Origin of the sequence: Maribacter cobaltidurans (genome assembly GCF_002269385.1) — a bacterium.
GTDB classification, from domain to species: Bacteria; Bacteroidota; Bacteroidia; order Flavobacteriales; family Flavobacteriaceae; genus Maribacter; species Maribacter cobaltidurans.
Map to the genome: position 1 here is coordinate 3,026,338 of NZ_CP022957.1, position 16,030 is coordinate 3,042,367.

General features: G+C 39.6%; 15 protein-coding genes. 14 read left to right on the forward strand and 1 reads right to left on the reverse strand.

All coding sequences use genetic code 11. From position 1 onward, the window contains the following. Positions 1-52: 52 nt before the first annotated feature. The 7 genes from CJ263_RS13335 to CJ263_RS13365 all read left to right on the forward strand — a co-directional run bounded on the left by CJ263_RS13335 (position 53) and on the right by CJ263_RS13365 (position 8,750). Entirely contained in the window at positions 53-748 is a 696-nt protein-coding gene (locus CJ263_RS13335) for a response regulator transcription factor (protein WP_199768148.1), read from the forward strand. Between the two features lie 83 nt (positions 749-831). Next, positions 832-4,053, forward strand: a complete 3,222-nt coding sequence (locus tag CJ263_RS13340) for a glycosyltransferase family 117 protein (RefSeq protein WP_094997730.1) — start codon at positions 832-834, stop codon at positions 4,051-4,053. Positions 4,054-4,131: 78 nt separating this feature from the next. Beyond that, on the forward strand, positions 4,132-4,590 hold the full coding sequence (locus CJ263_RS13345; protein ID WP_094997731.1) for a hypothetical protein: 459 nt from the start codon (positions 4,132-4,134) through the stop codon (positions 4,588-4,590). A 246-nt stretch (positions 4,591-4,836) separates the two neighbouring features. Continuing rightward, a complete protein-coding gene (locus CJ263_RS13350; RefSeq protein WP_094999248.1) occupies positions 4,837-5,664 on the forward strand; it encodes a prephenate dehydratase in 828 nt (275 codons plus the stop codon). After that, positions 5,661-6,806 carry a pyridoxal phosphate-dependent aminotransferase gene (locus tag CJ263_RS13355; protein ID WP_094997732.1) on the forward strand — a complete coding sequence of 382 codons (1,146 nt, stop codon included), beginning with the start codon at positions 5,661-5,663 and terminating at the stop codon, positions 6,804-6,806. Before CJ263_RS13350 ends, CJ263_RS13355 begins: the two co-directional genes overlap by 4 nt. Position 6,807: 1 nt before the next feature. Next, entirely contained in the window at positions 6,808-7,668 is an 861-nt protein-coding gene (locus CJ263_RS13360; protein WP_094997733.1) for a prephenate dehydrogenase, read from the forward strand. After that, entirely contained in the window at positions 7,668-8,750 is a 1,083-nt protein-coding gene (locus tag CJ263_RS13365; protein WP_094997734.1) for a bifunctional 3-deoxy-7-phosphoheptulonate synthase/chorismate mutase type II, read from the forward strand. The genes CJ263_RS13360 and CJ263_RS13365 overlap by 1 nt, the downstream gene beginning before the upstream one ends. A 32-nt stretch (positions 8,751-8,782) precedes the next feature. Here CJ263_RS13365 and CJ263_RS13370 read toward each other — a convergent pair whose 3' ends face one another. Continuing rightward, on the reverse strand, positions 8,783-9,223 hold the full coding sequence (locus tag CJ263_RS13370; protein WP_094997735.1) for a hypothetical protein: 441 nt from the start codon (positions 9,221-9,223) through the stop codon (positions 8,783-8,785). A 157-nt stretch (positions 9,224-9,380) separates the two neighbouring features. Between CJ263_RS13370 and rsgA the strand changes: the two genes are divergently transcribed. The 7 genes from rsgA (at position 9,381) to CJ263_RS13405 (ending at position 15,888) form a co-directional block, all read left to right on the forward strand. Next, positions 9,381-10,334, forward strand: a complete 954-nt coding sequence (rsgA, locus tag CJ263_RS13375; protein WP_094997736.1) for a ribosome small subunit-dependent GTPase A — start codon at positions 9,381-9,383, stop codon at positions 10,332-10,334. After that, positions 10,331-10,783, forward strand: coding sequence for a D-aminoacyl-tRNA deacylase (dtd, locus tag CJ263_RS13380; protein WP_094997737.1), 453 nt, complete (start codon positions 10,331-10,333; stop codon positions 10,781-10,783). The genes rsgA and dtd overlap by 4 nt, the downstream gene beginning before the upstream one ends. After that, positions 10,783-11,109 carry a nucleotide pyrophosphohydrolase gene (locus tag CJ263_RS13385; RefSeq protein WP_094997738.1) on the forward strand — a complete coding sequence of 109 codons (327 nt, stop codon included), beginning with the start codon at positions 10,783-10,785 and terminating at the stop codon, positions 11,107-11,109. Before dtd ends, CJ263_RS13385 begins: the two co-directional genes overlap by 1 nt. A gap of 36 nt (positions 11,110-11,145) precedes the next feature. Then, positions 11,146-12,375 (forward strand): 3-phosphoshikimate 1-carboxyvinyltransferase, encoded by a 1,230-nt coding sequence (locus tag CJ263_RS13390; RefSeq protein ID WP_094997739.1) that lies wholly within the window; start codon positions 11,146-11,148, stop codon positions 12,373-12,375. Positions 12,376-12,623: 248 nt separating this feature from the next. Continuing rightward, the gene (gene queA, locus CJ263_RS13395; RefSeq protein WP_094999249.1) at positions 12,624-13,676 is read left to right on the forward strand and encodes a tRNA preQ1(34) S-adenosylmethionine ribosyltransferase-isomerase QueA; all 1,053 of its coding nucleotides are present in this window, start codon (positions 12,624-12,626) and stop codon (positions 13,674-13,676) included. 95 nt (positions 13,677-13,771) lie between these two features. Then, positions 13,772-14,812, forward strand: coding sequence for a 23S rRNA (adenine(2503)-C(2))-methyltransferase RlmN (gene rlmN / locus CJ263_RS13400; RefSeq protein WP_094997740.1), 1,041 nt, complete (start codon positions 13,772-13,774; stop codon positions 14,810-14,812). 98 nt (positions 14,813-14,910) lie between these two features. Further along, positions 14,911-15,888: a polyprenyl synthetase family protein gene (locus CJ263_RS13405; RefSeq protein WP_094997741.1), complete on the forward strand. Its 978-nt coding sequence runs from the start codon at positions 14,911-14,913 to the stop codon at positions 15,886-15,888. Positions 15,889-16,030: the final 142 nt, after the last annotated feature.

Genomic DNA, 16,030 nt, shown 5'->3' on the forward strand with positions numbered 1-16,030 from the left:
GATGGACAATGAGTCATATTTTGTAACTTTATGGTACCTAATTTTTAGAAAAGTGAAAACACCGCTTTTACTTTGCATGTTATTGCTCGGGGTCTACCTTAGCCCAATTACGGCCATATGCAGTTCTGGTGGCATGGCTTCTGCACGAAATACGTCTGGTTCCAATGAAATGGCTTTCCCAATACAGGAGGAAGAACCTATGGGCCGGTCGGTAGAGGATACAATAACCGAGGCATATACGGCAAAGTTGGAGTTTTACAAAAAGGATTCCCTGAAAATTTTAATAGTCAAATTAATAGGAATTCAACAATTGGCAGAAAAGGGACTATTGGACAAGGATATAGCCGAAAACCCAAAATACTACACTTCCCTTTTAACGGAATTACAAAAAAGCGATATGAAGCCAGAGGAGTATCAATTCTTATCCCGTAGGATGGCTTTTTTAACACTTGCCGACGTAGAGCAAAAATATAGTTGGAGTAAAATGGCGAATCTAGGACTAATACTATTGCTTTTCGGACTAACGGTAGCGTTGTTTCGGTTCAAGAAAAAAGGTTTCTATCCCAAGGAGTCCCTTACCAGACAGGAACAGAATATTCGCCAATTGATTCTAATGGGCAGGAGTAATAAGGAAATTGCCAGTGAACTGTTTATCAGTCCGAGTACGGTAAAGACCCATATCACCAATATCTATCAAAAGCTGAATATCTCCTCAAGAACGGAATTGCTGAGAAAATTCAAAAATTAGTACGGGTACTAGTCTATAAATACAACGTTTTTTAATTTGCCTTTTTCCCTTCGTTGAAGTCCTTTGAGAAAAGGATTTGGTATATGTTGGAAAATAAATTTAAGAAGTGGAATACCGTTCTAGGGTGGACGGTTTTTTCCGTATCACTTGTCGTGTATTCCTTAACGGTGGAACCCACTGTAAGTTTTTGGGATTCGGGTGAGTTGATTTCCGCTTCCGCAAAACTGCAAATAGCCCATCCACCTGGGGCACCTTTTTTACAAATGCTTGGAGCATTTTTTTCCCTATTTGCAAAAGATGCGTCACAAATTGCCTTCATGGTAAATTATGTATCCGTGCTGTCAAGTGCCTTTACCATACTATTTCTTTTTTGGACCATTACGCGCCTGTTAAAAGACCTTTTGCACAAATCGACCCATAATCGTGCTTCGGATATCATGGTCTTGGGTAGTGGTGTGGTTGGTTCTTTAACCTTTACTTTTTCCGATAGTTTTTGGTTTAATGCTACCGAAACGGAAGTGTACGCCACGGCCAGTCTAGTCCTGTCATTATTGTTTTGGCTGGGCCTTAGATGGGTTGATGATATAGGGGATTCTAGAGGCAATCGCTGGTTGCTACTTATTTCATTTGTTACGGGGCTAACCTTTGGTATTCAGTTTATGGGGTTTTTAGTAATTCCGGCCATAGGCTTACTTTTTTATTTTAAGAGATATAGAGATATTACCTTCAAGAATTTTGTGGCTGCCCATTTTTTGGCAGTGGGTATGCTTATGATGGTCTTTAAGTTTTCGTTCACCCTGTTGCTAAAGTTCTTTGGATGGGGAGAGGTGTTTTTTGTAAATACTTTTGGCCTGCCTTTTCATTCTGGAAGTTTACTTTTCGGACTGGTTATTTTATCCGTCTTTCTGGTGGTGGTCCGTTATACGATAAAAAGAAGGCTTTACAAGCTAAACACAATACTACTTTCCATAATGTTTTTGTTGCTGGGCTGCTCTACTTGGTTCATGTTGCCGATAAGGGCGAATGCCCAAACGGTAATCAATGAGAATGACCCAGCCAATGCCAAGGCTTTATTGGCGTATTACAATAGGGAGCAATATCCCGCGGCCGAAAGCCCTTTTTATGGAGCCTATTATTCGGATAAATACGCATCTAATCATCCGGATAAGGACGATAGCCCTAAATATGAAAAGAATGTAAAGACGGGTAAATACGAAATCATAAATGATTATAAAGAGGCCTTGCAGGGCACAAGCGAGGCCCATTCCGGGTGGCTGCCCAGAATGTGGAGCGATCAAAATGCAGAGAACTACATGCGCTATTACGGTTTGTTGGATTTTTCAATAAAACCTGAATATGTAAAAAACAGGGAACTGCAAGAAGCCGTTGGGAATATTAGGAAGCAACTGGAAAATAATAGGATTGGAGTGGAGGAATATATCAAATTTTTGGAGGATGCAAAGGACTATTTGGAGGTACACCCACCAACTTTATGGCAAAATTTAGAGTATCTCTTTCATTTTCAATTCGGATATATGTATTGGCGTTATTTTATGTGGAATTTCGTGGGTAGACAAAATGATGTACAAGGACGTTTTGACGGTAATGGGGATTGGTTTTCGGGCATTGCTGCAATAGACGGTTTTCGTTTGGGAAACCAGAAAAAATTGCCAGATGCGCAACTTCAAAACAAAGGAAGGAACACCTATTATTTTCTACCTCTTATATTGGGTCTTTGCGGATTATTTTTTCATGCCTCAAAAGACCGGAAACGGTTTTGGATACTTTGTGTTTTTTTTCTCTTCACCGGATTGGCAATACAATTTTACACCAATCCACCCATATTTCAACCTCGGGAACGGGATTATTCCTTGGTGGGTTCCTTTTACGTGTTTGCGATTTGGATCGGTCTGGGAGTTTATGCTGTATTCAAAATTTTAATAAACTATATGAAGCCAAAGTTGTTGGTTCCGGTTGTTTTATTAGGGTGTTTTGTGGCGGTACCTATGCTTATGGCGCAGGAAAATTGGAATGATCATGACAGGTCAGGAAGGTATACAGCACTCACAATGGCTAAAATGTACTTGGATTCCACCCAAAAAGATGTGGGTTCCATTCTTTTCACCATTGGTGATATAGATACATTTCCATTGTGGTATGCGCAGGAGATCGAAAAATATAGAACGGATACCCGTGTTATTGTAACAACCTATTTTAATGCGGACTGGTACATAGATCAAATGAAAAGACAGGCATATGAAAGTCCGGCCATACCCTCCCAACTTACCCATGAGCAGTATCGCTACGGAACCCGGGATGTGGTATATTATGCTCCGGTATCGGATAAGCGATGGTCCATACAGGATTTTATGAAATGGATTTCCAGCGATGCTCCACAAACTAAAGTAAAATATCTATTGCAACAACAAGGACGCGATATCAGTGGTTATTCCAATGGCTATCTCAACGCCATATATTATCCCACCTATAAGTTACGTGTTCCTGTAAACAGAGAAAAAGTTTTGGATAGCGGCCTTGTAAAAGAGGAGGATGCCTTAAAAATTGTGGATTACATAGATATTGACTTGCCACAATCTGGAATAGGAAAAGGGAGTCTTTTAATGCTGGATATTATTGCGAACAATAATTGGGAACGGCCCATTTATTTCTCCGGTGGTAGTTTTGATGATTCCGAGTATGTTTGGATGACCGACTATTTGCAATTGGATGGTCTGGTCTATAAATTGGTGCCGATAAAAACCAAGTCTGAAAATATTTTCGATAAGGGAAGAATAGATTCTGATTTAATGTTGGACATAGTAAAAACATGGGACTGGGGAAATTCTGGTAGTGCGGATATTTACCATGACCCACAAACAAGGAAACAGTTTGGGGTAACCAATAGGATTGCCTTGGCCCGTTTGTTGGAAAAACTATTGGAAGAACATAAACCCAAAAAAGCAAAAGAGCTGATAAACATGACCATGGAAAATATTCCTTTGGCATTTTATGGTTATCCCACTTTCGTAGAACCGTTTTTGTCCGGTTATTACAAATTGGGGGAAAAGGCAAGAGCAGATGAATTATTTATTGATTTGTCGAAAAAATATAGGGATAATCTGGAGTATTACCTATCCCTAGATGAAGAGGACCAATATGCCAAGGCACAATTGATTCTCTCGGATTTATATGGATATAATAGATTGATAGATATTTTATTGGAAAATGGACAAGAACAAAAAGGAAAGTTGGAAACCTCCATTTTGAATGAATATTTGGATAAATTGGGAAATGTATTAGATTGAAGCATATTAAAAACATGTTAAAGCCCACCAAACATCATTTTGTTTAATTAATGTTATTTAACTTTAAACAAAAAAAACATGAAAAAAGTAATATACATTGCGTCATTATTATCAATACTATTTTATACAAATCAATCCTATGCCCAAGAGATTACCGTTTTTCAAGGTATGTGGGGTGATGAGTTTTATCAGGATAAGGATAAAATGACTTGGAAGGAATTTGGAATGGCCATGGATTCCAATCCAGCTTCGGAAGTGTATTGGTCGAAATCCAAAAAACAATTTGGGGTAACCTTCGCGGCCGCAACCGCCAATTTGGGTTTTGGTATTTGGTACTTGGTCAATGAGAACAATGACAAGGAAACGACGGCCCCAATCATTGGTTTTGCAAGTACAGCAGTGGTAGGTTCCATTTTTTACTGCCTTGCCAATAAGAATAAGAAAAATGCTATTTTGGAATTCAACGATAGTTTAGGAAAGACTACCTACAGGTTAGTTCCTTCCGATAAGGGAATTGGATTGGCCTTAAAGTTTTGATTCTCGCTAAAATCAAATTTTCACTTCTTTTTCTAATTTTTTAAAAAAGTCTAAGGACTTTTCTTGGCTATTTAAATATAATTACTACATTAGCCGCGGTTTTAAAGATTATGACAAAGCAATATTTCTGGAACGGTTTTTATTTTTACTTCTTTTTTAAGAGAGGTGCGGGACTGTTGTAGTGTATTGAAAAAAATATAATATAAAAGTCCCGTGAAAAACGGGACTTTTTTTTTAGGAAAAGTTGTGGCGTTACGAATAGCTATACAGGGAATAAAAGGGTCCAATCATCATCAGGTAGCGAAGGACTATTTTGATGGGGAGTTGGAATTGGTAGAATGTCTATCCTTCGATGCGGTAGTGGACCAATTACTACAAAAGAAGGCCGATAAGGGTGTAATGGCCATTGAGAACTCCATTGCCGGCTCAATCATTCCCAATTATGCGTTGGTGCACCGTAATAACCTCCATATTATCGGGGAATATTACTTGAACATCCATCATAATTTAATGGTGTTGAAGGGGCAAAAATTTGAGGATATAAAAGAAGTCAGCTCACACCCTATGGCGCTACTCCAATGTAAAGAATTTTTTAAGGATTACCCCGGTATAAGGTTGATAGAGGATGTGGATACGGCCGAAACGGCCAAGCGAATCCATGAGCAAAGATTGGAACATGTAGCGGCCATAGCACCCAAGGTTGCGGCCGAATTATATGATTTGGACATCGTAGCAGATAACATCCAGACCATTAAAAATAATTCTACTCGTTTTATTATTGTAAAGACAAAAAATAAGGAGCTTCCCAAGGAGGAAATAAACAAAGCTTCCCTGCGGTTTCTTACGGACCATAAGCGCGGCAGCTTGGCTACGGTGCTGAATGTGATGAGCGATTGCAACCTAAACCTGACCAAGATTCAGTCGCTTCCAGTTATAGAAACCCCATGGAAATATTCATTTTTTGTGGATGTAACCTTTACAAAATATAGTGATTTCGCCAAGGCCAAATCACTATTGAATATCATGTTGGAAGATATAAAAGTTTTAGGGGAATATAAAAATGCCATGATATGATTGAAACGGCCGAACGATTAAAATCGGTAAAGGAATACTATTTCTCTAAGAAGTTAAGGGAAGTACGGGGACTAATGGCCAAAGGTAGGCCTATCATCAATATGGGTATAGGAAGCCCTGACCTGGCTCCTTCACCAGAGGTAATTCAAAGTGTTCAAAGTGCTATTTTAGATGAAGGTGCGCACCAGTATCAGAGCTATCAAGGATTGCCGGAACTAAGAAATGGTATAGCCAAATTCTATAAGGAAAGGTTTGGGGTAATGGCAAATCCAGCAAACGAAATACTGCCCTTAATGGGCTCCAAGGAGGGTATTATGCATATTAGCATGGCATTCCTCAATAAAGGTGATGGCGTTCTAGTACCCAATCCGGGATACCCAACCTATACCTCGGTTACTAAATTGGTAGAGGCTGAACCGATATATTATGATCTTACCGAATCAAATGGCTGGTTTCCGGATTTGGATATATTGGAATCACAGGATTTGAGCGGAGTAAAATTGATGTGGTTGAGTTATCCGCATATGCCTACTGGGGCCACTGCCACTGAGGAACAATTTTCAAATCTGATTGCTTTTGCGAAAAGAAACCAAATTCTCTTGGTAAACGACAACCCATACAGCTTTGTGCTCAATGACAAACCCAAAAGCATTTTGGCCATAGATGGCGCCATGGATGTTTGTCTGGAACTCAATTCCTTGAGCAAAACCTTTAATATGGCAGGTTGGCGTGTCGGTTTTGTTTTGGGCCACTCCACCTTTATAGAGGCTATTTTAAAGGTAAAGAGCAATATGGATTCCGGTATGTTTTATGGAATTCAAAAGGGAGCTGTGGCCGCGTTGGAAAGTACGGATGTCTGGTATAGCAACCTTAATGAAGTCTATAAAGAGAGAAGAGACCTAATCTTTAAACTGGCGGATAAATTAGGTTGTAGTTACGATGAGCATGCCGTTGGAATGTTCGTTTGGGCCAAACTGCCCATGAGTGTTAATTCTTCGGAGGAATTCATAGATAACGTGTTATATCATAAGGATATCTTCATTACCCCGGGAACCATTTTTGGAAGTAATGGAGAGGGATATATTAGATTTTCGTTATGTGTGACCAAAGAAAAAATTCAGGAAGCCATAGATAGATTATAATATGAACGTTTTTGTAATCGGTATAGGATTGATAGGAGGTTCCTTCGTAAAGGATATCAAGGCAAAAATGCCAGAGGCTAAGATTTTTGGAATCGATGCCAATCCGGAACATTTGGAAGAGGCCTTGGCATTGGGTCTTATTGAATACAAGGCGACGTATAGTGATTTGGATAAGGCCGATTTTGTGATTGTTAGTATTCCGGTGAATGCCACAGTGAAGGAATTGCCAAAAATATTGGACATAGTACATGATGATTGTGTGGTTTGTGATGCGGGATCTACCAAGGAACTTATTTGTAGGGCATTGGCAAATCACCCTAAAAGAAGAAATTTTTTGGCTTGCCACCCCATTGCGGGAACGGAGTTTTCCGGTCCTTCGGCGGCCATAAATGGTCTATATCAAGGTAAGACCAATATTATTTGCGAAGTGGAAAAAACAGCGTTTAAGCTTCAGGAAAAGGCCTTGGAGGTTTTTCAATCCTTAGGAATGCGAATTCGATATATGAATCCCAAGGCGCATGATAAACACATAGCTTATGTCTCGCATTTGTCACACATCAGTTCATTTATGTTAGGAAAGACGGTTATTGAAAAAGAGAAAAACGAACGTGATATTTTTGACATGGCAGGCAGTGGATTTGAAAGTACCGTGCGTTTGGCCAAGAGTTCTCCGGCCATGTGGACACCTATTTTTGAACAGAACAAGGAGAATGTAATAGACACCCTAAACGAATATATACAGAATCTTACGGATTTCAGGGAGCTTTTATTGGCCGATGATTTTGAGGGTATCTACAAAGAAATGAACAATACGAATAAAATAAAATCAATATTAAAGGGAATACCGCTAAATAAGAAGTAATGGAGAACAAGAAAGAAATGAGATCCTGGTTAGATGATATGAAGTTGGACCATCCACTGGTCATTGCAGGACCTTGTAGTGCAGAAACAGAAGAACAAGTGTTAAAGATTGCACATGAATTAAAGGATACCGATGTAAATTATTACCGTGCCGGTATCTGGAAGCCAAGAACCCGACCTGGTAATTTTGAGGGGGTGGGAGCTTTGGGCCTTAAATGGTTGCAGAAAGTACGAGAGGAAACGGGTTTAAAGACCGCTACGGAAGTGGCAAACAGGGCCCATGTGGAATTGGCCTTGGAGTACGATGTTGATTTGTTGTGGATTGGTGCACGTTCCACCGTGAGCCCGTTTATCATGCAAGAATTGGCGGATGCTTTGGAAGGAACCGATAAAATAGTTTTGGTGAAGAACCCTGTAAACCCAGATTTAGCCCTTTGGTTGGGTGGAATAGAAAGGCTGTACACCGCTGGGATTAAAAAATTAGGTGCAATTCATAGAGGTTTTTCCACGTATGAAAAGACCAAATATAGGAATATTCCAGAATGGCAGATGGCAGTTGAGTTTCAGGATAAATTTCCGGATTTGCCTTTAATCAATGATCCTTCCCATATCACGGGCAAGCGAGATATGATTTTTGATGTTTCCCAAACAGCGTTGGATTTGAATTTTGATGGTTTGATGATAGAGACCCACCACGATCCTGACAATGCTTGGAGTGATGCTGCACAGCAAGTCACACCACAAAGATTGGTCCAGATTATGAAAGACTTAAAGATTAGAAAGGAAACCGATCCCGAAGCGGAATACAACTCTAAATTGAGTAACCTTAGGGCACAGATCGATGTCATTGACAATCAATTAATAGAAACTCTGGGTAAAAGAATGAAAATTTCTGACAGTATCGGGGCACTTAAAAAGGAGAAAAATGTTGCGGTTTTACAATCCAACCGATGGAACCAGATTTTAGGAGCTATGATTTTGGAAGGTGAAACCAAAGGACTCAGCGAGGAATTTATCTTGAGAATGTTCAAGGCAATTCACCAAGAATCCATCAATCACCAAGAAAAGATTGTAAATGGATAAAATAAAAAAGCCCGGTCAATGACCGGGCTTTTTTATTTTTTAAATACAAATCGGGTTACAAAAATTCCCTGTCCATCTTTTTCACCAGCATCTGCCTCAACACCGCTGGTCACAAAAACGAGTTCCCATCCCTCGGCGGCCATGGCCGTAAGTTTAGAAGAAATCAGGGCATCGTTGGCAGCAATATTTTGAAACCGGATACCAGCAATATTATAGAAATTAAGAAGTTTTGTCTCTTCAAAATCCTTCACCCGAATATCGGAGCGATCAGCTTTGTTCCTTGTATTGTCATCGGCTGTTTGAACCGATGAAAATTCTTTATAATCCCGGTCTGCATTCGCATCGATAATTCTTGATCTTCCCAATCCACTGGGTACAATGGATTCAACGGTTGTGATAATTTTGTATTCTTGGGCTTGTGCGGTTATCATCGTAAGTACCGTAACAAATAGAATGTTAACAACTCTTTTCATGATTTTTTAGTTTTAAAGGGTGGTTAATTGAATTTAAAAGTAGCTTAAAAGTCCAAATTAGGAAAGTACTGATTTTCAAAATTTTGGTATGTTCAAAACAATGCTTTTATTCTGTTTCTAAAAGTATTATTGTTTCTTTGTATTTGGTACGTTAAGCATGGAAGGAACAGTTTATAAATCAACGGGAAGCTGGTATACCGTTAAGGCCAAGAACGGAACGTTCTATGAATGCAGGATAAAGGGCAAATTTAGGATTAAGGGAATTAAAAGCACCAATCCAATTGCTGTAGGCGACAAGGTCCTTTTTGAGTTGGACGACAAGGGTGAGGAAAATGTCGGCGTTATCCATGGCATTGTAGACCGTAAAAATTATATCATTCGAAAATCGGTCAACCTATCCAAGCAAACACATATCATCGCCGCCAACCTTGATCAGGTTTTTTTATTGATTACCCTAAATAATCCAACGACATATACCATATTCATTGATAGATTTTTGGTAACTGCCGAGGCTTATGAAGTGCCAACCGTCCTGGTCTTCAATAAAATTGACACTTATAACGATGAGGAAACGGACGAGATAAAATATCTTGCCGAATTATACCGAAAGATTGGTTATACCTGCATAGGCATATCAGCCAAAACGGGTAAAAATGTGGATAAAATTAAGGAAATGATGGTGGGGAAAACCTCCATGTTCTCGGGGCATTCCGGGGTAGGGAAATCAACCTTGATCAATGCCATAGAGCCCAATTTGGAGATAAAAACCGCTGAAATATCCCAACAGCACTTACAAGGACAGCACACTACGACTTTTGCGGAAATGTTCGACCTTAGTTTTGATGCGCAAATCATAGATACTCCAGGAATAAAAGGGTTTGGCATTGTGGATATGGAACGGGAGGAGATAGGGGATTATTTTCCGGAACTTTTTGAATTGAAGCAGGATTGTAAATTTAATAACTGCATCCATCTGGATGAGCCTAAATGCGCGGTCAAGGATGCTTTGGAAAAAGGGAAAGTTTCATGGAGCAGATATAGAAGCTATTTACAAATGATAACGGGGGAAGAAGAGAATTATAGAATGGACATACACGGGGAAAGGAAATGAGAACGGTAATTCAGCGGGTAACCAAGGCCAGTGTAAAGGTAGAGGGAAAGTTGATTTCTTCTATTGGAAGCGGATTACTGTTGCTTTTGGGGATTAGCGATGAGGATACCACGGAGGATATTGATTGGTTGGTTAGAAAGGTGCTTAATCTTAGGGTTTTTAATGACGAGGATGGGGTGATGAATAAATCCGTTTTAGAGATAAACGGCGATATAATTGTGGTTAGCCAATTCACACTCCACGCTTCCACCAAGAAAGGAAATAGACCTTCGTATATTAAGGCCGCAAAACCTGAAGTTGCCACACCCATTTATGAAGCTTTTGTTAAGCACATGGAAAAAGAACTGGGTAAAAATGTAGGTACGGGAATCTTTGGGGCCGATATGAAAGTGGAACTTCTCAATGATGGTCCTGTCACTATTATAATCGATACAAAAAACAGGGAATAATGAATATCAAAAATGCACAAGAAGCGGTAGATGATTGGATCAAGGAACACGGGGTTCGTTATTTTAATGAGCTTACCAATATGGCACAACTTACAGAGGAAGTTGGGGAGGTTGCACGAATCATTGCCAGAAGATATGGGGAGCAAAGCGAAAAGGAGTCCGATAAAACCAAGGATTTAGGGGAAGAGTTGGCCGATGTGCTTTTTGTTGTACTTTGCTTGGCCAACCAGACCGGAGTAGATTTACAACAAGCTTTTGACAAAAAGTTAGATTTAAAAACAAAGCGTGATCATGACCGGCATCACAATAACAAAAAGTTGAAATAGTGCTATCTTTGACGTTTGTTTTTAATAGCTAGCATCTTGAAAATTCACCTTACCGGCCCAAAGAATCAACTACTTAAAGAGACCTTTAAAATAACGGGGTCCAAAAGCGAATCAAATCGCTCCTTATTGTTATCAGCCCTGTATCCGGGAATACAAATTTTAAACCTTTCCAATTCTGATGATGCTCAGGTGATGGAGGCCGGATTAAAGAGGACGGAAGGAACGGTGGACATACATCATGCGGGTACTGCAATGCGTTTTTTGACAGGCTATTTTTCGGCTATGGAAGGTAGCGATGTCATTCTTACCGGATCAAAGCGAATGACGGAAAGGCCCGTGCAAATTTTAGTGGATGCCTTAAAGGAACTTGGTGCGGATATTTCCTATGTTAAAGAAGAGGGCTATCCCCCCCTGCATATCAAGGGAAAAAAATTATCGAAACATAAAGTTAGTCTTCCGGCGAACGTTAGTAGCCAATATATTTCTTCATTGCTACTAATTGCGCCAAGCCTGGAAAATGGACTTGAACTTGAATTGACGGGTAAAATCACATCGGTTCCCTATATAAAAATGACTTTGGCCCTTCTAACTGAAATTGGGGTAGAAAGTAGCTTTCAAGGCAATAGTATCACCGTAAAGCCAAAAACCGAGGTAAAACCAACTACTTTGGTGGTGGAATCAGATTGGAGTTCTGCTTCCTATTTCTATAGTATCGTTGCCCTTTCTGATGAAGGCTCCCAAATTACACTTTCCGCCTATAAAAAAAATAGTCTTCAGGGCGATAGTGTACTTCATAAGTTGTATGGGGAATTTGGAGTGGAAACCGAATTTGGCGAGAACCAAATCACCTTGAAAAAAGTTTCGGAACCTACAAAAGCAACGGTAAGTTTCGATTTGGCGAACGCCCCGGATATTGCCCAAACCATAGCGGTCACCTGTTTTGGCCTTAGAATGGGCTGTTATTTGACGGGACTTCATACCCTGAAAATCAAGGAGACCGATCGCTTAGATGCCCTACATACAGAATTGACCAAACTGGGAGCGGACATATCCGTTTCGGATAAGACGCTTACTTTGAAACCCGCGAAAAATATAAATAGCGAGATTGCCATCGATACCTATAACGACCATAGAATGGCCATGGCCTTTGCACCTCTGGCCTTGAAAACTTCATTGATTATTAACGAAGCCATGGTGGTCACCAAGTCTTATCCGGATTTTTATGAGGACCTAAAAGCTTTACAATTTGGTATCAAGGAATTATAATTACCCATTTACTTGACAACCCCCTGTTGTGGGTCGTATATTTGCAGCCGCAAAAAGCTGTACTCTGATTGCATCAAGTGATAAACGATAATTGCATTTCTGACCTTAGTACATTTTTGTGCGAAAGTTACATCCGGCCTTAGCGGTCCATAAAAAGAATTAAATGAAACATTCAGAAAAAAATTTCAATATTCAAGGAAATTTTTATTTGGGTGTTACATGTGACCAAAAACAATAATTATCTATACATGAAATTATCCAATTTTAATTTTGAGCTTCCAAAGGAGTTATTGGCAGAACATCCGTCAGAAAATAGGGATGAGTCCAAATTAATGGTCATAGATACCAAAACAGGTAAAATTGAGCATAAAATGTTCAAGGACATGATCGATTATTTTGATGAAGGCGATGTGATGGTCCTTAACAACACCAAGGTTTTTCCGGCACGTTTATATGGTAACAAGGAAAAAACTGGGGCTCGCATAGAGGTGTTCTTGTTGCGAGAACTTAATGAGGAGCAGCGATTATGGGATGTTTTGGTGGATCCAGCGCGTAAAATTCGTATAGGGAACAAATTATATTTTGGTGATGACGAAACCCTTGTTGCAGAGGTTATAGACAATACCACTTCCCGTGGTAGAACCTTAAGGTTTTTATACGATGGTGCCTATTTGGATTTTAGAAGAAAACTAAGGGAACTTGGAGAGACTCCGTTGCCAAAGTATATTAAAAGGGATGTGGAACCTGAGGATGAAGAGCGGTACCAGACCATTTACGCCAAACATGAAGGTGCCGTTGCGGCGCCCACTGCCGGGCTTCACTTTTCCAAACATCTTTTGAAGAGATTGGAAATAAAGGGAATAGATTTTGCAGAATTGACATTGCACGTTGGTTTAGGTACTTTTAACCCTGTAGAGGTGGAGGATCTTTCCAAGCATAAAATGGATAGTGAGGAATTGATTATTGATGAAAAGGCTACAGAAATCGTCAATAATGCGATTGAGAAAAAAAGGCGTATTTGTGCGGTAGGTACTACAGCCATGAGAGGATTGGAAAGTGCCGTATCTTCCAATCATACCTTGAACACGTTTGAAGGTTGGACCAATAAATTTATATTTCCTCCTTATGAATTTAGCATTGCTAATTCTATGATTACCAATTTCCATTTGCCAAAATCGACTTTATTGATGATGATTTCGGCTTTTATGGGCCACGATTTAATGAAAAAGGCATATAAGGAAGCCATTATGGAGGGCTATAAGTTCTACTCATATGGCGATGCCATGCTCATTTTAAGATAATATTCTCCATCTTTTGAGGAGAAAAACATGAAGGGTCCCGCTTTATCAATGATTTGGAAAAGCGGGATTTTTGTAGATAATGACATCTGTTATTGATGGAAACAATAAAAAAGGACATTAGGGCATTGACCAGGGACCAATTAAGGAATTTTTTTGTTTCCCAAGGCGATAAGGCTTTTCGGGGCAATCAGGTGTATGAATGGCTATGGCAAAAATCAGCCCATTCCTTTGATGTTATGACCAACCTGTCCAAAGAAACCCGGGACATGCTACAAGAGAACTTCGTTATCAACCATATTAAGGTTGATCAAATGCAGAGAAGCTCGGACGGGACAATTAAAAATGCCGTACGGTTACATGACGATTTGATAGTCGAATCCGTTCTTATTCCCACCAAAACTAGAACAACGGCCTGTGTATCCAGTCAGGTAGGATGTAGTTTGGATTGTAAGTTTTGTGCCACGGCCCGTTTAAAGCGAATGAGAAACCTCAATCCAGACGAAATTTACGATCAAGTGGTGGCCATAGACAACGAGAGCCGACTCTATTTTGATAGACCATTGAGCAATATCGTTTTCATGGGCATGGGAGAACCCCTAATGAACTACAACAATGTACTCAAGGCCATTGAAAAAATCACATCTTCGGAAGGTCTGGGTATGTCCCCTAGGAGGATTACGGTTTCCACATCGGGAGTACCAAAACTGATAAAAAAAATGGCGGATGATGAAGTCAAATTCAAATTGGCCGTTTCACTGCATTCGGCTATCGACGAAACCAGAACTTCCATAATGCCGTTTAATGCAACCTTTACCCTAGCAGATCTTCGCGAGGCACTGGTTTATTGGTATCAAAAAACAAAAAGCCGTATTACTTATGAATATGTGGTTTGGGAGGGAATAAATGATAAACGGGAAGATGTAGATGCCTTGGTGGATTTCTGTAGGTTTGCCCCCTCCAAGGTCAATTTGATAGAATACAACCCCATCGACGATGGTCAATTTCAACAAGCATCCAATAAGGCCATAGAGATGTATGTAGAACGACTTGAGAAAAATGGTATTACGGTTACAGTAAGGCGTTCTCGTGGAAAAGATATTGATGCGGCCTGCGGACAATTGGCGAATAAGTCTTGATGAGTGCTTTAAAAGCGATAAAAAAGGTTTTTTCCAAATACCAAAACCATAGATAACCGAACCCTTTTCGCTAATTTTGAAATTCTAAGCCAAACTGCTTGAAAATTGTATCTCAAATAAAGGAACCGGTAAGCCGGGAGATGGATCTTTTTGAAACCAAATTTCGGGAGTCCATGACCTCGAAAGTGGCGCTTCTCAACCGAATAACGTATTACATTGTCAATAGAAAAGGAAAGCAAATGCGACCTATGTTCGTATTCCTTACGGCAAAATTATTGAATAATGGCGAAGTCAATGAACGTACATATCGTGGAGCATCGGTCATAGAATTAATCCATACGGCTACTTTGGTGCATGATGATGTGGTAGACGAAAGTGATAAACGTAGAGGTTTTTTTTCCATCAATGCGCTTTGGAAAAATAAGATTGCCGTTCTCGTTGGAGATTACCTCTTGTCCAAAGGATTATTACTTAGTATAGACCATGGGGATTTTGATTTACTTCGGATTATATCCGTGGCGGTAAGGGAAATGAGCGAAGGCGAGTTGTTGCAAATTGAAAAGGCCCGTAGATTGGATATCACGGAAGAAGTGTACTACGATATCATTCGCCAAAAAACGGCCACATTGATAGCAGCCTGTTGTAGTTTGGGTGCCTGTTCGGTTAAACCGGAAAGCGAAGATGTGGAAACTTTTAGAAAATTTGGTGAATTGTGCGGTATGGCCTTTCAGATAAAGGATGATCTCTTTGATTACGGAGAGGAAAAAATAGGCAAACCGACGGGAATCGATATCAAGGAGCAAAAAATGACCCTTCCGTTAATTTATGCCCTGAATAACTGTTCCCAAAAGGAAAAAAGCTGGCTCATTAACTCCGTTAAAAACCACAATAAAAACAAAAAGCGTGTAAAAGAGGTCATAACTTTTGTTAAACAAATTGGTGGCTTAGATTATGCTGTTGCGAAAATGCTCCAATTTAAGGACGAAGCATTATCCTTACTGCAACAATACCCAGAATCTGACTACAGGGATTCCTTGGAACTTATGGTAAATTATGTAGTAGAGCGTAAAAAATAATTTATAGTTTTCCTTCTTAAATTACTTTTTTTTAATGGGTTAAAAAATATTCTTAATCACAAGACAACTATATTGTGCCTGAATGCGTCTATTTCATAGAAGACTTTAAAAAGGTTTGAAAATTTGTCGTTTTTGATTTAAA